Origin of the sequence: Mucilaginibacter flavidus (genome assembly GCF_024055575.1) — a bacterium.
GTDB classification, from domain to species: Bacteria; Bacteroidota; Bacteroidia; order Sphingobacteriales; family Sphingobacteriaceae; genus Mucilaginibacter; species Mucilaginibacter flavidus.
On the sequence record NZ_JAMXOE010000003.1, the window covers coordinates 248,820 to 269,968 of the forward strand.

General features: G+C 43.0%; 12 protein-coding genes. All 12 read right to left on the reverse strand.

What is annotated here, in order from left to right; translation table 11 throughout:
- Positions 1-49: 49 nt before the first annotated feature.
- Positions 50-1,261 (reverse strand): glycosyltransferase, encoded by a 1,212-nt coding sequence (locus tag NAF19_RS08960; RefSeq protein WP_252789666.1) that lies wholly within the window; start codon positions 1,259-1,261, stop codon positions 50-52.
- Between the two features lie 148 nt (positions 1,262-1,409).
- A complete protein-coding gene (locus NAF19_RS08965; RefSeq protein ID WP_252789669.1) occupies positions 1,410-2,744 on the reverse strand; it encodes a lipopolysaccharide biosynthesis protein in 1,335 nt (444 codons plus the stop codon).
- On the reverse strand, positions 2,744-3,358 hold the full coding sequence (locus NAF19_RS08970; protein ID WP_252789671.1) for an acyltransferase: 615 nt from the start codon (positions 3,356-3,358) through the stop codon (positions 2,744-2,746). The genes NAF19_RS08965 and NAF19_RS08970 overlap by 1 nt, the downstream gene beginning before the upstream one ends.
- Positions 3,318-4,880: an O-antigen ligase family protein gene (locus NAF19_RS08975; RefSeq protein WP_252789673.1), complete on the reverse strand. Its 1,563-nt coding sequence runs from the start codon at positions 4,878-4,880 to the stop codon at positions 3,318-3,320. Before NAF19_RS08975 ends, NAF19_RS08970 begins: the two co-directional genes overlap by 41 nt.
- A gap of 22 nt (positions 4,881-4,902) precedes the next feature.
- Positions 4,903-5,043: a hypothetical protein gene (locus NAF19_RS08980; RefSeq protein WP_252789674.1), complete on the reverse strand. Its 141-nt coding sequence runs from the start codon at positions 5,041-5,043 to the stop codon at positions 4,903-4,905.
- Positions 5,044-5,092: 49 nt separating this feature from the next.
- Positions 5,093-7,255: a GumC family protein gene (locus tag NAF19_RS08985; RefSeq protein WP_252789676.1), complete on the reverse strand. Its 2,163-nt coding sequence runs from the start codon at positions 7,253-7,255 to the stop codon at positions 5,093-5,095.
- 4 nt (positions 7,256-7,259) lie between these two features.
- Positions 7,260-7,940 (reverse strand): TolC family protein, encoded by a 681-nt coding sequence (locus NAF19_RS08990; protein WP_252789678.1) that lies wholly within the window; start codon positions 7,938-7,940, stop codon positions 7,260-7,262.
- A gap of 4 nt (positions 7,941-7,944) precedes the next feature.
- Entirely contained in the window at positions 7,945-9,033 is a 1,089-nt protein-coding gene (locus tag NAF19_RS08995; RefSeq protein WP_252789679.1) for a sugar transferase, read from the reverse strand.
- Positions 9,011-9,400, reverse strand: coding sequence for a response regulator (locus NAF19_RS09000; protein ID WP_252789682.1), 390 nt, complete (start codon positions 9,398-9,400; stop codon positions 9,011-9,013). Before NAF19_RS09000 ends, NAF19_RS08995 begins: the two co-directional genes overlap by 23 nt.
- A 270-nt stretch (positions 9,401-9,670) precedes the next feature.
- The gene (locus NAF19_RS09005) at positions 9,671-10,435 is read right to left on the reverse strand and encodes a 4'-phosphopantetheinyl transferase family protein (RefSeq protein ID WP_252789684.1); all 765 of its coding nucleotides are present in this window, start codon (positions 10,433-10,435) and stop codon (positions 9,671-9,673) included.
- A gap of 23 nt (positions 10,436-10,458) precedes the next feature.
- Positions 10,459-14,475, reverse strand: coding sequence for a non-ribosomal peptide synthetase (locus tag NAF19_RS09010; protein WP_252789686.1), 4,017 nt, complete (start codon positions 14,473-14,475; stop codon positions 10,459-10,461).
- Between the two features lie 17 nt (positions 14,476-14,492).
- Entirely contained in the window at positions 14,493-21,056 is a 6,564-nt protein-coding gene (locus NAF19_RS09015; protein ID WP_252789687.1) for a polyketide synthase, read from the reverse strand.
- Positions 21,057-21,149: the final 93 nt, after the last annotated feature.

A 21,149-nucleotide genomic window follows, 5' to 3' on the forward strand; every position in this document is an offset into this window, starting at 1 on the left:
AATTTTGCGTAAACGATTGCTTTTTATGTGATTTTTTCCGGAAACACACTTAAATACCATGTTTTTTATCAAAATTGATTTGCAAAAGGCTTTTTATTTCATCTATACGATGTTCCCATGTATTATCTGCGGCCATTTCCAGGCGTCTTTTCTGCAGTTCAGGCGTGTCATTTAAAGCCGTTTTAATAGCAGCCGAAAATTCTTTGGCATTGGTACAGTAGGGTACGGTATCGGCAGTAAAATCTTTCAAATCAGGGTTAAAATCAGTTGAAACCACCGGTCGGCCCGAACCCAGATATTCAAAAAGCTTTAGCGGAAATATATCGCTGCTTACCTCATCTTTTTTAAAGGGGATTATTGCTACATCGAAACCCTTTAACACCGCGGGTAACTCATCATACGGTACCGGGCCTGTCAAAAAAAGGTTTGGTGCCTTATATTCCTCTTCTTTTATGTAGTAACGGTCGATAGGCCCTGTCATCACAAAGCTCTTGTCGCGGTTGGCTTTAAAAAGCTCCTGCATCAAATCATAATCTATCCGCCGTTCAATAGCGCCAAAATAGCCGATAATCGGTTTGGGTATGCCTTCTAATATCTTCGATTCTGCCAAATCGGGATCAAGAGTTTTTGAACTGTGGCTGATGTTGGCTGCGTTGGGTACAAAATAAGCATTTGGGTTTAATAAAGCTTTCTTATTGCGCAGTTCCTTGCTGGTGCAGATAACCATATCCACATTTTTTACCAAAATATCTTCTGATATTAACCCGTGTTTGGTTTGGTAAGGCTCAATAATTGGGTCAACACAGTGGTAAACGCTTAACGTTGGATTTAACAGCTTGTGCAGCGTCGGCAGCGTGAAATTGTATGAATTTATGTAGATATAGTCGGTGATCTTCAGGTTCTCGATCACCTTCTTTACCCGCGAGCCAACTATCCATTCATTTAAATTCAAAGCCATCCGGTATATTTTGCCCTCGGGCAGCATATTGATAGACGGGACAGGAGGGGAGATGATGATTTTTAAGTTCGGATTATCAGTTTCTATAATGCTGTTCTTAGCCGAAAAGAAATGTGGCCTCCGGCTTTTAAAGCCGGGCGTATTCTTAAACTGTAAATAGTCGCGCCAGGTGTACGGCCTGTCAACATAGTAAACAAAGTTGTCCTTTGCCAAGAGTTTAGCCATGGTATAATTGGTGGATTCCAATTTACCATCAAACTGCATTTGCGAGAAGATGATTATATTTTTCTTTTGAAGGCTCATGTAAAAATCAGGGGTGTTTTTTAAGAGAATCAAGAAATTAAGAACCAGGAGTCAAGATAGCTATATTTAAGATTTCAATTTAAAAGATAAATCATTTTTTAACGAACAATTCCTTTTTTTCCTGGTGCCTGGTTCTTGACTCTTTATTCTATTTTCTTTTTCTATACTTATCAACCAGCTCAATCACCAGGTGTTTAGTTTCAACAAAGCCCATTTTTATAATGCCAAACATGGTGAAGTTTAAATATTTACGCAGTACCCAATACCCATAAATTACGCCTGACAAAAAGGTAAATATAGAAGCAATAGCGACACCATACAGGTTATGGAATATGGCAATTCCGGCAAAATCGCCAGCTATGTTTACAATCAGCATAATAACCACTTTGGTCATATTAATATGGGGCTTATTCAGCATGTCCAGCGTTATGCCAAAAAAGCGGTCAACCGGCATTAACAGGGCAAAGCACATAAATATGCGGAAAACGTTTGAGGCATAAGTATTTGCATACTGATGGCCGCCTAAAATGTCGATCACAAGGTCGGCAAAAATAAACGACCCAAGTGTTACCGGTACTATCAGCCAGGTTAATATGCCTGCATATTTTTTGAGTATATAGGTAAGCTGTTTTTTATCGTCGTGGTTTACAGCAGTCGACATAGCGGGAAGCGCTGTCGCTACAAAACTCCTTAGCGGTATTTCAATTACCTCCATCAGCCTTTGCGGCAGGTAATAAATACCTACCACTGTGGCATCGGTAAACATAAAGTTGATAATATAGGTGTCCGAACTCCTCAGCAGGTACGAGCTAACTGAAGTGCCCACACTGTATTTGCCAAAGTTAGCGAGTTGCTTAACGCTCTCTTTTGTCTTGTGTTTTATTGATCCAATTTTTGTCCAACCCCTTACTATGGCAAACAGGCTGGTTATCATAGCGGTTGAACAATAGGCAATAATGATGACCGGAAACGTTGTACGGTGGATGAAGATTAAGAAAAGGATTAATATCAAATAACACCCCTGCCACATCAGCTGCAATAAAAATATTCGATCGAAACGTTCTTCGGCTTGTAGTATCCACAATGCTACGCTCGATGGCAGAGTACTGAAGAATATAACCGCGAACCATTTAATAGTAAGTTCGGTTGTTGCGTGACCATGATAAAAAAGAAACGCTAAAAGGCTTATAAGGCCCGGTATGCTGGTTAATATAAATGCAATGTACCAAGTTGAGCCAGCTACTTCCTTTGCTTTTTCTTCATCGGCGCCCGAGTAAAATTTTACAAGTGATGTTTGCAAAAAGCCGCTCCTGAACAGGTTGGCCAGTGTAAATGTGGTTAAAAAAATAATCCAGTGGCTAAAGTCTGGCTTAGTCATGTACCTGGCAAGCAGACCTACGGTAACCATACCGACAACCGGCATTACTGCATTACTTGCTAACGAAAGGGTATGTTTGTTTAATAATTTCTCAAATACCGCCATTATATTTTTTCCCAGCTGTTGGTTTCAGAATTGTATCTTTTTATCACGCGGGCGGGGTTACCCACGGCAACAGAAAATTGGGGTATATCTTTTGTTACTACACTGCCTGCACCAATAACAGCATGTTTGCCTATGGTTACACCAGCGGTTATTACACAGTTTGCGCCAATCCAAACATCGTCGGCAATGGTAATTTGTTTGGTTACCACTTTTTGGATGCGGGGAGGCATAGTTACATCCTCGTAACCATGGTTAAGGCCCGATATTACTATATTTTGGGCAAGCATTACATAATTGCCCATAGTTACCGGGCCTATGATTACATTGCTTAAGCCAATTCCGCAATTGTTGCCGATAATTACATCACCAACGCCATTGTTTATGGTAGCAAAATCTTCAATTATACAGTTATTGCCTATTTCAAATTTATTAAATGGGAACAAGTCCATCCGGCTGTTATACCGTATTACCGTGTTTGTGCCTCGCTTATGAACAAACGGGTTAACAACCAGGCGTGTCCATAACCTCGGCTTCGACTGGCCGCTCGGTATTAGCATCCAGTGCGCTATTTTTTTAAGCTTCGGATTCGATTTTATACTCGATAGTAAGGACATCCCTTTTGTTTTTTTTGCTTGTGGTTTTAGCTGCTACGACCGGCTTAGGCCAGTTTTTTTGTTTATCCAATCGCATGGTTACGTTTATTACAGCCATTGCCAGGTAAAACAAAATATTTGTGGGGTATTGTACGAAAGCCTGCTGGGGAAAGTTACCAATATCAAGTGCGAAAATTATCAGCACCATGGCCATGCAATACGTTTTTAGTTCAGGGTCTTTGATAATATAATAGTAATAAATACCCCTTTGCAGTATAATAAAGTTGAATGCGCAAAATAGTAGCAGCCCAATCCAACCCGTTTCGACAGCAACCCTTACGTAGCCGCTATCGGGCGGAAACTTTGCCAGGAACGAGTTTGGCGCAAAACGCTGCCCCCACACGCCGACCGATCCCAAACCGCCACCTATAGGGTGCGAAAGGATATATGGCTGGATACGGCGCTGATTTTCGGCACGTACGTTATACGAGGCGTCTTTTGAAGGGTTAAACGCAGTTTGAAAACGCACCAGGCTGGGGTTTGAAGTTGGTACTTTAATTAATACCACCAAAATAAATCCGGCGATAAGCACAGCTACCAAAATTCTGCGATTGAATTTTAATATTGCCAGCATGCCGATGGCAGCCGGGATTAAAACATACGCTGCCCTGGTGCCAGAGTAGAGCATTACCGTCAAAAAAAAGCATATCAGGCTAACCAGTACGCCTTTTTTAAATGGCCTGATGTCGGCAAAAAGAAGTCCTAGGCACAGTATTGAAGCTGCCACCATGTTATAGGCAAATGTAACCGGGTCTGAAAATATGCCGAACTTGCGCATGTGCCCGTAAATAAAAAGTAAGTTCAACCGCAACGGATCGGAGTTTAACCACCTGGATTCAAAGCCGAAAAAGCCAATGTTTTCCTGTACAAACGCAGCCAGCCCGCAGATGAACTCCAATATCAACCAAACCTTAAAAAGTAGCTTGATATAATCTTTTGTGCGTATCTGGAATACAAATACAAAATATAGCAACATTAAAACCGCTATAGTGCGCACGGTGTAAACCCAGGCCAACACCGAAGCAGCGGCAGGGTTGATAGCCTCAAGCAGGTTGTAAATTAACCAGGCCAGTATAAAATAGCTAATTGGGTCGCTAAAATACGCCCAGTTTCTTTCGTGTTTTTGTTTGATAAAAAAGCCCAGGATTAGCATATAAGTTAGGGCGTCCATCACCAGCCCAACCGGCGTGTCTGGCGGCACCAGGCTTAAAATAAACTGGTAATTGATAAAGAAAGCAGCTATTATAAAAAGAATGATGCCAAATTTAGGGTAGTTAATCGCCCCATACATCAATGGCAGTGCAATCATGAGTATAAGAATAAGCACACCAGCCACCATACCCTGTTTGGCTATTGCAAAACTTATAAACAATGAACCCAGTAACAGAAAAACGATGACTACAGGCTTTGAAAATTTATGGATAACAATATTTTCCCAAATTGTTTTTTTAGGTACACTATCTCTTATCCGGTCATCAGTCATCTATTGTCGGCAGTAATAAATATTAAAGAAACAAGATTTTAATTACCCAAACAAACACACTCAAAAAAGCAACAACTACCGCTGTGTAATAGCATTTTCTTTCTAAGGGGCTTAGCTCTTTTAATGGGGTATCGGCTATTACATTGGTTGGCTCAAGCTTCATGATGCAATATTTATTTTATACAATTAAATATAACTTACGCCGGCCGGCTTTAGTTTTTGCTCTTTTTTGACGCGCCGATTATGGTGGCTTTGTTTAAAATCCAGCCGGCGAATTTATTGTTCAGTGTTTTTAAATAAGCAATATATTCTTTATGCGAATTTTTAACGCTACGGTTGGCCTCAAAAACTGCTACGGTTTTGTTTGCGAATAAAATCCACTCCTTAGCGTTGTTTAATGAGTCGAGTGGCGGCAAGTCAATTAAAATAATATCGTACCGTAATTTAAGTTGTTCAAATTGGGCTGCTATTAATTTTTCATCATTAATCTCGAGCAATGTTGTATCGGCACCGCGATTGCCCAATACACTTATCTTGGCATTATCCCATTCGGTGTACGACGTGGCCCTGAAATAGTCCTCAACAAACAAAGTAGGTTGCACGCTCAGGGTTACAGAAGGATTAACAAAGTTGCCATCAATAAGCAGTACCTTTTTGTTTATCGAGCTGTATGCGTAGGCAAGGCTTGTAGCAATTAATGTCTTGCCTTCACCTACCCCTATGCTGGTGATGGCCAACACTTTTTCGCCTTTTAATTCCTGGTCAATTTCAAACCTCACAGATCGCAGCAATTCTTTAAACTGCTGCATTTTAGTCCTGTTCTCAACGTCCCAAAGCTTCCTTAAATCTGGTTTTGGGCCCTTTATCATGTTTAGCGCACCAAGCATTGGCAGGTTAGTCCGGGCTACAAGCGTTGATGGCTCGGTTATGTTATCATCAAGATAATACAGAATAAATAACACCAGCAGGGAGAGAAAAAGGCTCGCCATGCCGCTAAGCCCAATCAGCAACATTTTTTTCGACGGCTGCGCGACATCTGGTGTGGCAGGCTCAACCTGGGCTAATCGGATTGAAAATTTGGATTGTAAGTTAGTAGCATTATACCTGCCCAATACATCCAGGTATTCCTTTGTGGCTATGTCGATATCAAACTCATAGGTTTTTACGGTTGCATCAAAGGGCACCAGTCTAGAAAATTTAGCATTCAAACTAGCCAGCTCCTTGTTTATCGACTTTTCGCTATACTTCGCAAGGTCTCTTGAAACTTCCAGCTCCTGGGCCTTCACCACCAAATTGTCTTTACCTATCCGCGGGTCAACCAGGTATTTGTCCGAAGTTGTATGCAGCTGTTTTACAAGTGTTGATTGCAGCGAGTCAATCGCCGGCTTGTATTTTGGGTCGAAGCCTGCGTGAACGTATTCATCGGTAAGCGCCTTTAGCTGGTCGTTAGTTGTAGCAATTTCGGCATTGTTTTGGTTTATTGATGCCTCAATGTATTTCCGGCTGTTTGGGTCGAATTTCGACAGTACATTTTGCAGGGCACCTTCATTAGCCGCCAGCGTTCTTTGGTTTTCCAGCTTTTTATCAGTGTAAGCTAAAATTTGGGCGAATATGGTTTTTGACTGGTCGTCAAGATTTAAAATGCCGTTTTTAATTTTATACTGCTGCAGCTCTTCTTTTTTCTGGTTAAGCGCGTTGCGTTTTTCTTCAAGCAAATTCGATAAAAAGTCGACCGCATTGGATTCGTTCTTTTTAATATTTACGCTATAGTAATCAATAAATTCTTTAGCCAGCGTGTTAACCACAAACGCCGACAACTGCGGATTTTCGGACGTGAATTGCACCGCTATGAAATCGCTTTCTTCGTCCCGTGCAATGTCGAGGTATTTCCTTAACGAACGCTCATCATAATGCATCGAGATAAGCAATTCGTTTAGTCCGTTTTCGTCTTTATTATATAACGATAGGGGAGCGCCGGTTATCAGCTTGGCCCGGTATACAACAAGTGCATGTTGTATCGCTGCCTGGCTTAATCCTTTAAAATCATTTTTGAGTTTTCTGAAAGGCGCGGAACTGCTTAAATCGTGGATAATAAGTTGATACGATACCTGGTCAATGAGCTTTTTTAGCTTGATGATTTCCATCAGGTTGCTAAACTCACGGTTTATTTGGTCACTTTGCGCATTGGGGCTGTTGTCTTTATCAAGTATGTGTGTTGATGCATCAACAATGCCGGTAGCAATCTGGGTACGCGAAACGTATTCGTCGGGAAGATTTTTTACCCAAAAATAAGAAGCCACCACTGCCGCCGCTACGACAACAATAATTACTAGTATATATTTTTTTAACAGTTTAAAATAACCCGATATTTCCATTAATCTATTTAATGCTTTCCAACTTGTCCCCTATAAGCTCTTCAAGATTAGTTTTGGCGGTAAAAACATTTAACTCAGCCTGTATCCTAAATGAATTTTGATTGTAAAGGTTATTCAGCGCCTGATTATAAATGTCAAACGAAGTTTCACCTTTTTCAAACGTATACTTAAGATTTTTGGTAGCCGTTTCGGCATTTGTTACAGCGGTAACTTTATTTCGCAGGTCGGCTTGTGCTGCTAAGTAAGCAAAATAAAACCGTTTTATCTGTGCTTCAAGTGTTAAATAATATTCCTGCTGTGTAAATTCAGCAACTTTAACTGCCTCTCTTGCGTTGTGAATGGTATAAGGCCGTTCAAAAAGCGACCCCAAACTAACAGAAGCCACCAACTGGTAGCCTTTAAAAATAGTTGGCTGTATTATATTAACGGATGATTGCGGACTATAGATATACGAAGCACTGAAAGCTTCCAGCCAGCCAAAACTTGCCTGGTGAAAGGTGCTGCGGGCTATTTCAACTTGTTTTTGTTTTATTTTTGCTTCAGGATAGTTTCTCTTAGCTGCCGCAATAAGTTTCTCCATGTACGGGTACGACAAATCCTTAAATAGCGTTTCCTGGGCGAAAAGGTTACAGGCTAAGGTCGAGAGAAATATTGAGAGACAAATAATGCGTAATTTATTATTCATTTTGTTACACTTTTTCTTTCTGAAAAACTGCTGGCACCGTTCTTATAAGTATTTTCCAATCGAGCCAGAATGAATAGTTTTGTGCGTAAAAATTATCTAATTTTTTTCTTTCACGCTCAGACATATCTGCTTTTCCCCGTTTGGTTATTTGCCACAAACCGGTTAAACCGGCAGGCCCCAAAAAACGCATCGACCACTCGTTTGATGTCAGCATTTCTGCTTCATAAACCGGCAGTGGCCTGTTGCCAACCAACGACATATCTCCCAGTAATATGTTGAATAATTGAGGGAGCTCATCGAGGCTCGAATTTCGTAAAAATTTACCAAGTTTGGTTACGCGCGGATCGTCTTTAATTTTAACAAATGCTGCTTTTGTGCCCCCATCCTCATTTGCGTACTGATTTTGTGTGGATAACTCAACTAACATTTTATCAGCGTCGGTTCGCATCGACCGGAATTTGTAAAAATCGAATATCTTATAACCTGTACCAACCCGCTTGCTTTTGTAGATCACAGGGCCTTTTGAGCCCAGTTTAATGGCAATTACTACAGCCAGCATAACCGGCGAAAGGAACAAAATCATCAAGCCCGAAATAAACAAATCCATAAAGCGTTTTCCGGCAGGCATGCTGTACTTTATATCAACTTCTTTTGATATTTCGAGCAGCCTCGGTTTTATCAGTTTAAATTTCACCAGGAAGTTTAAACGCTCGCGCAAATCTGAGATAGAGAAAGGGTAAATATAAAAATCATGCACCTTAAGGCGCATGGCATCCTGTTTTAATGATTTATCGTTCGACAGGGAAAGCAATACGATAATAAGCCCGCTAAACAATGGGTTGCCTTTAAGTCGCTCGATAAGGTCGAAACACTCGCCTTGCTCGTCAACTTCAAGCAAAATAATTTCGGGTAGAGTAAGGATCGATTGGTTACCCAAAAAATCCTCAACCTGCGAAAGGTAATCGTTATAGGAAATCTGGAAGTACGGGTCAAGCTCCTTCGACACGATATCCCTTAAGGCTAAACCGGCATAGGCTATTTTGGTATGTGAACCTGCGTTCTCATTCCATTCAGTTGCTATGGGATTCGTCATAAATACTTATTACTTGATTAATGGCTGATTTTAAAGATGCAGGGTTAAATGGTTTGGGCATATAGGCGTCGACCTGGAAAGGCATATTAGCAACCTGTGCGTCCAAATCATGCGCGGCAGAAAGCATAATAATTGGAATATCACGAAAAAGGCCGCTAATTTTCACATTTTTTATAAATGACTGTCCGTCAAAATAAGGCATTTGCAAGTCAGATATGATTAACTCAGGAATGTTGCCATCCTCCAGCCAGCTAAAAGCATCAATCCCGTTATTCCTAACAACGATATCGTAATCTTTCGACAGAATAAAATTCAGAAGCTTTAAAATACTCAGGTCATCGTCAACAATTAGTATTCTTTTTTTCATTCTGCTAATCTTGTATTTTAAATTTCACTTGATTACGAAAATTCCCCTAAAAAGGTTTTGCAAACGACGAATTTAAATGCCTTGCTTATTGGCGCAAGCCTTTAAATATGGAGGGTTTAGGCTCAATAATTTGCTTTTATTCTTTTATTTTATAAAAATACTGTTTTGCTAATAATTATTACTAACTATTTTAGAATTTTTAACTGTTACATTATGAAGAAGATAAATGTTGTTTTTAACGTCAGCTGCAGCTTTTTGGTTAATTGTTGGCTATAAAGGCTGCGGAAAATTGGTAGTGGCAAGATCAAAAAACGAGATTTTGTCGATAAGTTGGTTGCCGGCCACGCTGGCGATGTATTGATTATTAAGATTAAAGCTATTTATGACCCAATCCTCGTTTGACGCGATAATGCCGTCGAACACGGCTGTTGTACCATCAAGGCCCGGTAGCAACCGCAGATCGCAATCGAGGCCCTGGGCAGTTGCTTTGGTAATAGCTTCCTTGCGTGTCCAAAGTTTGAAAAAGCGATGGATGGCATCAGTCTCCGTTATGTAATTGCATTCCCTGGGGCTGAAGTTATCGGCTAAAACATCGCGATATCCAAAATCCTGGTTTATAAACTCAACGTCGGCGCCAATCGGGGAATCGGCCACAGCCAGTAATATCGCATCGCCCGAATGGGAGAGGTTGTACTGTAAGTTATTTTGATTGCCGCTTTTTATAAACGGCTTTTTATTAAGACCGGATTCAAATTCGATAGCTTCGGGAGCTATGTTTAAATACTTGCCTAAAATAGTGCGCAATGCTGCCCGGCTTATTATAAATCTATTGCGGTCCTTTTGTTGGTAAAACCTGTCGGCCCGGGCAATTTCATCGCCCGTGAGCATTGACTTAAAGCTGTCAACCAGTTTTGGGTTTAAATTGGGGTTTGCTTTCCAAACGTCTATGTTGTTACTAATTTTAAAACTGCAAGCCGAACTATCAAGCCAGGTTATATCAGCTAAAAAATTATTGGTGACGTTGATTGACAGCATACTGGGTAAATGAGCGCAGCAAGTTACTTCTTTACTGCGTCATCTAAACATTTTTGCAATACCTGCGCAAAAATTTTGTCGTTAGGTGCTTTAAATATGGTATTGTGTTCTCCGGGAATTTGGTGGATATGCACGCCTTTAAGCGCATATGGTTTCCAGCCCAGGTATTCAAAGTCGTCCATATAAAAAGTGCGGTTTTCGGCCCTGAAAACTTCAACGGCAACATTGTAAGGCTTTAACTGGTAACGACGCTCGGCAAGGTTGTTCATCTCGTCAATTTTATTCGAGTATCCAAAAAAGCCTTCCTGTTTTTGTTCCTTACCATATTTAAACCGCCACCATGCGCGCTTAAATCTGCGCGTTAATGATAGTTTTTTGTCGGATATGGTTTCTTTAATGCCGCTTGACGAAGAAAGCGCATACGCCATTTTGTCCTTAAAAAACCGGCTTCGTTTTATTAGTTTAATCAAAACCGGGTCGTGATGTGGCGACCGGTAAGCATAGGTATCAAACATTGCCAAAACCTTAACTTCTTTACCCATGGCTTCAAATTGCTTAGTCATTTCGAAAGCGATGATACCGCCGAAAGAATAGCCCGCTAAAGCATAAGGGCCATCGGGGTTTTGCTTCATAATCGACTCGATATAATGCGCTGCAATTTCTTCGATGCTACCAAGTGGTTCTTCAACCCCGTCGAGCCCTTTGGCCTGTAAACCGAAAACCGGTTGGTCTTCGGCCATATTCATGGCCAGGGTATTGAATAACAGTACGTTTAAACCTGCACCATGCACCATATATAAAGGCATTTTATTGCCCTTTGGCTTAATAGGAACCAATGAATCCCAGGTGATGGATTTACCATCCATTTGCAGCATCAGTGCCAGTTTTTCAACTGTCGATGTTTCAAACAGGGCAGCCAACGGTAATCGTTTACCGGTCTCTTTTTCAATGCGGGTCATTACCTGCACTGCAATAAGCGAATGGCCGCCCAACTCAAAAAAGTTATCGTATACGCCAATTTTATCTATGCCAAGGTATTCTTTCCAAATGTTCGCAACCAATTGTTCAACATCGGTGCGTGGTGCAACAAAGCCATGGCCGGTATCAACAGCTGAGATGCCGTGTTTAGCCAATATTTTCTTATCAACCTTGCCATTTGGGGTTAGTGGCATTTCGTCCAGCACCACAAAATTATCAGGCACCATATAATCAGGCACCGAATTTCGCAAGGTTTCTTTCCAGTTTTGCACCTGGGCAGCTTCATCCTGCAAGGCGCTGTCTTTGTTAACAACTACAAAAGCCACCAGTTTATCAATGCCGAAATTGTCGGGCCTTGCTAAAACCACGGCTTCTTTAACATTGGTGTTATTAACCAGGTTATATTCAATCTCCCCGGTTTCTATGCGGTAACCACGGATCTTCACCTGCGCATCCACACGGCCCAGGCATTCAATTTCGCCATCAGGCATAAAGCGACCCAAATCGCCTGTGTTATACATTTTGGCGCCTGGTATTTTTGTGAAAGGGTCGGCAACAAACATTTCAGCGGTCAACTCAGCGCGGTTTAAATAGCCTTTGGCAACACCGTCGCCGCCAATATAGATTTCACCGGGGATGCCAACGCCTAATGGCCTTAAAAATTTATCTAATATGTAGATAGAGGTATTGTCAATAGGCCTGCCGATAGATATTTTGTCAGCAGCTTTTATTTCTTTTACTGTCGACCATATGGTGGTTTCAGTTGGCCCGTATACATTCCATAGGGAGCTTGCACAAGTTAAAATTCTTTCCGCCAGTTCGGCAGGTAAAGCCTCACCGCCGCAAATTGCTTTTATGGCAGTGTCTTTACTCCATCCAGCCTCCAGCATTATGCGCCAGGTATAAGGTGTGGCCTGCATAACGGTAGCGCCATGGTTTTTAATAATATCAAGTAATGCGCGTCCGTCTTTTGCAGTGGCGGCATCGGCCAAAATTATTTCGGCGCCGGTTAAAAGGGGCAAAAACAACTCAAGCCCGGCAATGTCAAAACTAATGGTAGTAACAGCAAGAAATTTATCGGCAGGGGTTAAACCCGGCTGTTTTTGCATGCTGTATAGAAAGTTTACCAGGTTATGCTGCGCAATTTGAACGCCTTTAGGCATACCGGTTGAACCAGAGGTGTAAAGGATGTAAACCAAATCATCGCCGGCAACAGTAACTTCAGGGTCGGTAGTTGGGTAATCGTCAATGGCTAACCACTCATCCTCCAAAACTAACTCCCTGGCGTTGGACTGATATTTTCCTTTGTAGTTAAGGGAAGTCAATAACACAACCGCCTGCGAATCCTCAATCATGTAATTGATACGGTTGATTGGGAAAATAGGGTCGAGCGGGATATAAACGCCACCGGCTTTCATTATAGCAAGCATGCTGATGACCATTTCGGTCGACCGGTCCATCGAAAAGGCAACTTTATCACCTTTTTCAACGCCGTTTTTTATCAGGATGGCCGCCAATTGATTGGCACGCTCATTTAATTCTTTATAAGTAGTTTTTTGTTCGCCAAAGGTTATTGCCGTTTTGCCCGGTGCTCCGGCGGCAATGTTAGCAATCAGCTTATGCAAGGGCGTTTCGCGGGGATAGGCGCAGGCCGTATCATTCCATTCTACCAACTGATGGCTCAATTCGGCTGAATCCATGGTTAGGATATTGCCTATCAATACGTCAGGATCCTTCACCAATTCGCGCAACAAAAATTCGAAGCTATCCATCATTTTTTTGATGGTTGACGGCTTGAAAAGTTGTGTGTTGTACGACCATTCTAAAGTCGGCGATTCTTCGTGACCAGCAATGTTCAGGAATATCTCAAAGTTCTCGTACTCGCGCGGGTTGCTGATCAGCTTATGATGCAGCTGGTAAAATTCTACATCGTCATCAAGCCCCATGTCTATGTTGAACATCACCGGCACCAGTGGTAACCTTGATGAATCACGGGCTATGTGTAGTTTTTTCAACAAACTGCCGAAAGTGTATAATTGGTGCTCATAAGCATCAAGCACCTCGCTGCGGCGCTGTCTTAAATATGTTTTAAATGATATATTGCTTTTTGGATAACTGCGCAACGCAAGCAAGTTAACACAATGCCCAACCAGCCTGTAGTTGTCGGTAGCAGGCTGACCGGCCGCAGGCAAACCAACAATAATTTCTTCCTGACCGGTTACCTGTTTTAAAAATACTTCGAATGCAGCCAGTAATGTAGTTACAAAGCTCGTTCCGTTGGTTTTGGCCAGTTTTTTTACATCACTTGCCAAAGCGCCGTCCAAAATCAGGTCGTCGCGATGGCTTTTGTAGGTACGTAGAGTTGGGCGTGGATAATCAGTTGGGATGTCCAGAAGATGACCACTGCCAATAAACTGGTCAATCCAGAACTGCTCCGTTTCTTTATTTAAGCCACTGTCGGTATGCACCATTTCGTTAACGGCATATTCGCTGAACAGGGGTGGGGCAGGTAGTTTTATGTATTCGTTTTTTGAGTAAGCAGAATAAAGCTTACTCAAATCCTGCATCATAATGCCTATCGACCATCCGTCGCAAACTATATGATGGGCAACAAAAGTTAAAAGGTGTTCGTTTTCTGATAGTTTAAATAACGATGCCTTAAATAACGGGCCGGTAACCAGGTTGAAAGGCGTTAAGGCAATTTGCTTATTATATTCGTCTACGAAATTCTTTTGTTGTGCGGCGGTTGACGATGAAATGTCTTTGTAGTCGATATCAAGCACCAGCTCCTTATAAACACAGATGTTTTTGCCATCGGCGCTAAACGACATCCTCAACGCTTCGTGCATGTTTACCATTCCCTGCAAAGCGCGCATCATGGCGTTGGTATTAAAAATGCCGGTTAACAGCAGCGAAAAGCATTCGTTATAGGCACAGTTAGCCGCCGCGCCTCCGATAAGGCACGATGTCCAAATCTCAACCTGCGGTTCAGTTGCAGGTGCAATTAATGAAATTTCGGGCCCTGCGAAAGGATCAAACTCTACAGGGTTTGTATCTACCATAATAGTTTCCAACCTTCTTATTTTACTTGTAAATACTTGCCGGGGTTATTGCTGTCAACTATAAACCAGCCCGGGTTACCGTCTTTATCGCGACCAAGCCTGGCGCCAGGGAAGGGTGATTCCATAAAAGGGTTAAACTCCTCTTTTGTCTCAGCCTTTTTTGAGGGGAAGAACCCTGATTCAATCATCTCATCAACACTTTCCCTAAAGGCTTCGATAATTTTATCAACCTCTGCCTTGGTGTGCGATGCTGTAAGGAAGCAAGGGAACAAATCCCAAATGTGAATACCTTTATTACGCATCAGCGTAAACAGCAACTCTCCGTACGGAAGCTCATCCTTAAATTTTATTTTCCATAATGAGCCAAACGATGGTGAATATAGCGGAATACCTGTGTTCTCACATATGGCATTCAGTTCGCCTGCTAAATATGCGGTAAGCTTGTTTAAGCCTTCCTGTAAAGCTGGGCCGTGTTCTTTCATATATTGTAACGAAGCCTTACCTGCAGCAAGCGCTAACGGATGCCTTACAAATGTACCTGCAAAGTATGTTACGCCTGCTTCGGGCTGCGAATTATCGCCATATTGCCAAAAACCGCCGTCCAATGCATCCATAAAATGTTTTACACCGGCAATTGCGCCAATCGGCATACCTCCACCAATAACCTTGCCATAAGTACCCAAATCGGCTTTTATGCCGAACATAGCCTGTGCGCCGCCGGGGTGCATACGGAAACCGCTGATCACCTCGTCGAATATTAAACAGGTACCGGATTGTTTTGTTATTTCCCTAACCTTTTTCAGGAATTCGACCGGCTGGAACTCTGGTCTGCGGCTTTGTACCGGTTCAACCAATACGGCTGCAAGCTCATGTGCACGCTCCTGTATAATCCTTAACGTTTCGTCTGTACCGTAATCCAGTATCAGCATATTTTGCACCACCTCCGGCATAATGCCTGGGGCGGCAGGTATGGTTTTTAATTTTTTAGTTCCGCGTACGATAACCTCATCATTAATGCCGTGGTATGACCCGCTAAAGGCAACCATCAATGAACGACCGGTTACCGTGCGGGCTATGCGCATAGCACCCAATACCGCTTCCGACCCGGTGTTGCACAACGCAGCGCGGTCAAAATTGGTCAGTTCGGTTATCAGCTTACAAACATCGCCGGCTAAAACATGTTGCGGGCCAATTTCATAGCCGTTCTCAACTTGTTCCAGTACTGCTTTTTTCAGCACGTCAACCTGGTACCCCAAAAAATTTGAGCCGAAGCCGTTTAAGGCATCAATGTAGTCGTTACCGTCAATGTCCCAAACGTGGCTGCCTTTTGAGCGGTTTACCACCAACGGGTAAACAACTTCTTTAGTCAATGGCCTGAAACCGCTAACCACACGCGGGTCAGCCATGTGTTCACGGTGTTCCTGGGTGTAGATTTTACTGCTCTTTGTTTTATCGTTATAGCTTTTGGTTAAGTCGCTAAGAAATTTCTGTTGTTTATCGCTCAGGCCCTGCACTTGTTTTTCGATACGTGCCGTGGCGCCGAATGGTTTTTTAACTTCTATTTGTTCTTCGGCGGTAAGATCATATACAATGCCGTTTTTTGCGGCTGGCGCTTCTGGTGCAAGTACAACCGGAGCCGAGGACACCGGTGCGGGCGCTTGTGGTGCGCTGCCGGTTTGCATCATTGCCAACTGGCTGGCCAGCATTTGTATCTGCTGCTGTATCATATCAAGCGCCGGGTTAGCTGCAACAGGTGCAGGCGCAGTATGGTTATAAACGGGCTGGTGGCTTGCAACCGGTGCCGCAGTTTGTGGCTGGTAAGCGCCTGCAGGCAGGCTTGCATCCAAATAAGATGCCAGCGAGTCGATAGTATTGTACTCTTCAAATAATTTTCTGAAGGTAATAGGAACGTTAAACTCTTTTTTAAGATTGGTTGCAATTTGAGTCAACAAAAGTGAATCAAAGCCAATTTCGATAAAATTCATATCGGTTGATGCGCCATCAATCTCAATTCCGGAAGCATCTTCAAATAGTTCCTTTAATTTACCGGTTAATAGTTCTTTTCTCATCAGGGATTGTTGTATGGGTGTTTGTTCTTGTTGTATTGTTGTTACTTGTACTTCTGTTATTTGTATTTGTTCTGTTGCCTTTACCGGCAGCGGGGCATCAAGCCAGTAGCGTTTATTATCAAATGCATAAGTTGGTAAATTCAGTTTTAAGCGTGTCTGGTTATTATAAAATGCCTTCCAATCAGGCTCCAAACCGTTTAGCCACAACTGGCCCAACGCCCTTAATACGGAATAGTACTCGGTAAGTGTTTCATTTTTTTCAAATCCTGCAATAATTGGCGTAGTTTTCACCGTAATCTGCTGTCTCGAAAGGGTTGCCAGTACGATTCCAGGCCCAACTTCCAGTAAAAGGCGGCCTTCGTCCTCCTGCAAAGTATTCACTGCGCTGGCGAAAAGAACGGTTTTGCGCAGGTGATTTGCCCAATATTTCGGACTGGTTGCTTCGGCCTCGCTCATCCAGGTGCCGGTAACTGTCGACACAATGGGTTTTACCGGCGCAAATAATTTCACTGATTTAACTACAGCCTCAAACGGCGTCACAATATCATCCATCATTGCCGAGTGGAATGCATGGCTGGTCTGTAGTAAGCGGCCGGGAATATCCATTTTTTCCAGCTCGATAGAAAATTCAGCTACAAGGTCATCAGGGCCGGCAACCACGCATAGTTTATTGCTGTTAATGGCAGCGATGGATAAACCTGCTGGTAAAAGTGTCTCCAACTTGTCGGCCTCGCATCTTATTGAAAGCATGCTGCCCTTATCAACTTCGCTAACCATCCTGGCACGGGTTGAAATTAGTAGCAAGGCATCCTTTAAGTTGAAAACGCCTGCCAAATGCGCGGCAACAAATTCGCCGATGCTGTGGCCGGTTAAAATGGCTGGTTGTATACCCCAGCTCATCCATAGCTTGGCCATTGCATATTCCATAATAAATATGGCTGGCTGGGTATAGAAAGTATTTTTTATAGCTGCGGTTGATAAGTCATCAATTACGGCTGGGTAGATGACATTAAATATGTCTGCCTGCGGCGAATCTTTTAATAGTTCAATACATTCATCAACAGCCGCTGCAAAAACAGGCTCCGTGTCGTAAAGTCCTTTGCCCATATTAATGTATTGCGAGCCCTGGCCCGGGAACATAAATACTACTTCGGATGCTTTTGACGCGAGTTTTTTTGCGGATGATGGCTCAACAGGTGCACTTAATTTGGTTGATAACTCTTCTGTATTACCCGCAATCACAAACCTGCGGTGGTTGAAATCAGCACGGGTATTTTGCAGGGTAGCGGCTATATCCGCAATGTTTGTGTCTTTATTTTTTTGAGCAAAGTTGGCAAGTTTTTCGGCATAGTTGCCCACGCTCGCTTCGGTTTTTGCCGACCAGGTGATTAAGCTTAGAGGTTTAGATTTACCTGTTTGCATAGGTATGTTTTCAAACTCCTCTAAAATAATGTGCACGTTGGTGCCGCCAACCCCAAAAGAACTAACACCTGCGCGCCTTTTTTCGGCCGAGTCCCAGTTTTTAAGCCTTGAATTAACGTAGAAGGGACTTTCTGCTAAATTGATATTCGGATTAGTATGTTGATAAAATATGGATGCCGGTATTTGCTTATGGTGCAAAGCTAACGCAGTTTTTATTAAGCCCGCCACGCCAGATGCTGCAGTTAAGTGCCCTATGTTGCTTTTTACCGAACCGATAGCGCAAAACTGTTTGCTTTCATGAGCGCCAAAAGCCAGGTTAAGGCCTTCAATTTCTATCGGGTCACCCAGCGGGGTTGCGGTACCATGCGCTTCTATGTAGCTAATGGTCGATGCATCAATATCAGCATCGTTAATAGCCATTGCGATTGCGCCGGCCTGGCCCTGCGCGCTTGGGCCGCCAAAGCTGCCTTTGTCGGCACCATCGTTGTTTATTCCTATTCCTTTTATTATGGCGTAAATAGTGTCGCCATCGCGTTCGGCATCTTCGCGGCTTTTTAAAAGCACTACGCCTGCGCCATCGCTAAACACCGTTCCGGTTGCATCAGCATCAAATGGGCGGCAATGGCCGTCTTTACTCATGATTGAGCCTTCCTCGTAAAAATGCCCGCTTTTTATGGGTGAGGTAATTGACACCGCACCGGCAAGCGCAATGTCGCATTGCCCGTCACGTATCGCGCTAACCGCCTGTGCTATTGCCAGTGATGATGTTGAACACCCCGAGTGTACAGCCACCGCAGGCCCTTTCAGGTTTAGCTGGTAAGAGGCGCGGGTTGCTATGTAATCTTTTTCATTAAGTGTCCGTACATTAAACTGGCCATACTGATCCGCTTTAGCTGGATGGTTGAGTACATTATTGGTATAATAAGTGTTATACCCTGTACCGGCAAATACCCCAACCGAACCATTATATTTTTGTGGCAGGTAGCCTGTACTTTCTAAAGCTTCCCAGGCAATTTGTAAAAAAATGCGTTGTTGCGGGTCCATTAACTCGACTGAACGCGGGTTGAAGCCAAAAAATGCGGCATCAAATTCGTCTGCACCATCAATTAGCCCCCTTGCCTTAACATAAGCAGGGTCATTTTTTATATTTGATGGGATAGATATGTCAATTTCATCAGCCGTAAAAAAGCTGGTTCCTTCTCGGCCCTCAATCAATAAATCCCAAAACTCTTCAATATTTTTTGCGCCAGGGAAACGACCGGCCATGCCTATAATGGCGATATCGGCGTTTGCTTTTTTGTTTTTATCTTTCTTAAATGTAAATGTCGAGGCTTTGCTCGCACCGGTAATAAAGCTAACCAGGCCACCGATCGTAGGGTATTGGTATAGTTTTGTGATGGGCACGTCGTAATTAAACTTATACTTCAGTTCGGCAACGGTTTTTAGCGCAAGCAAGGAGTTGCCGCCGAGCTCGAAGAAATTGTCGTCGGTGCCGATTTTATCCAGCAGCAACAGTTCCATCCAAATACCTGTAATGTTTTTTTCGATAGGGGTGGACGGGGCTTTATATAAAACACTTAGCTCCGGCCTTTTTAAGTCGGGTTTTGGCAAGGCTTTACGGTCGACTTTGCCGCTGGTTGTTTTTGGGAATTCTTTCACCCATACATAAGCCGATGGGTGCATAAAATCGGGCAACTGCTTTTCAATGCTCTTGCGCACATAGTCAGTATCTTGTTTATCGTTACCCGATATCATGTAGGCAACAAGGCGTTTTGAGCCAGGCACATCTTCGCGGGCAACTACTACCGCCTGCTGTATATCATTCAGTTGGTTTATTAAAACCTCTATTTCGCCTATTTCAACGCGGTTGCCGCGGATTTTTACTTGCGTGTCTCGGCGGCCTAAATAATCGATATTTCCGTCGGGCAAATAGCGGGCAAGGTCGCCCGTACGGTAAATGCGTTTTATTTTGCCGGGCGTTTCTTCCCATTGCATAAACTTTTCAGCCGTCATTTCCGGGCGGTTCAGGTAGCCATCGGCAAGGGACAGGCCTGCAACGCAAAGTTCACCGGTTTCCCCATAAGGTACTTGTTTTAACTCTTCATCCAGTATCAGTATCTCTGTTTCGTCAATCGGGATGCCTATGTTTGGCAGGGGCGGCCACTGTGTTGGGTCGCCATCCAGTTTCAATTGGGTAACTACGTGGGTTTCTGTCGGGCCGTATTGGTTGTATAAAACACATTCCCGCAATGCTGAGAAAAAGCGGACAATCTGCGGGGTTATTTTTAACTGTTCTCCTGCAGTTATCACTTCTTTTAAACAAGCCGGGAAATATTTTTCTGCGTCCGCCGCCTCAGTTAAGTACTGGAGCACCACAAATGGTAAAAATATGCGGTTTACATGGTGTTGCTCAATATAGCGCAGCAAACGATAAGGGTCAACCCGCATTTCTTCATCAACCAAAACCAGTGTGCCGCCGGTGCCTAACGTGGCAAAAATTTCCTGGAACGATACATCAAACGTTAAAGGTGCAAACTGCAACGTATTGATACCGCCAGTTGAGATCGATTCTTTTTGCTGCCACGAAAGCAAATTAGCTAACGCTGTATGGCCCATAGAAACTCCCTTTGGGGTTCCTGTTGAGCCGGAAGTATATAAAACGTAACAAGCGGATTTACTTTCAGGTATAACTGTATTGCTGGCTTCATAGTTGTTATCAGATGTTAATATATTTATGCCCAGTGGCTCGAAAAAATGCTTGTGCGATGATGTTGCCACGCACAAATCAATGCCCGAATCGGATACAATTTGCTGCAGGCGGTCTTGCGGGTAATCCGGGTCGAGGGGTAAATACGCCTTGCCGGCTTTTAAAATTGCCAAAACACTCACAATAGTTTCTAGTGCCCTGTGGGTGCTTACACCCACGTTTAGTGACGTTGGTGATTTTTTGAAGATTTGAGCCGCCAAATTATCAGCCTTATGGCCCAACTGGCCATAAGTTAAGCTTTGATTGCCAAAAATTATCGCCACTGCGTCTGGCGTTTTATTTTTTTGCAACTCGAACAGGTTATGTATCAGCAAATTGTTCATTTTTCTCTTTTGTGCTTCGGCCAGCGATTTTTGTCCCCTAAATTTATTAAAACGTTTTGAATTATAGCTTAATTGTTCAATTGTAACTTAAGT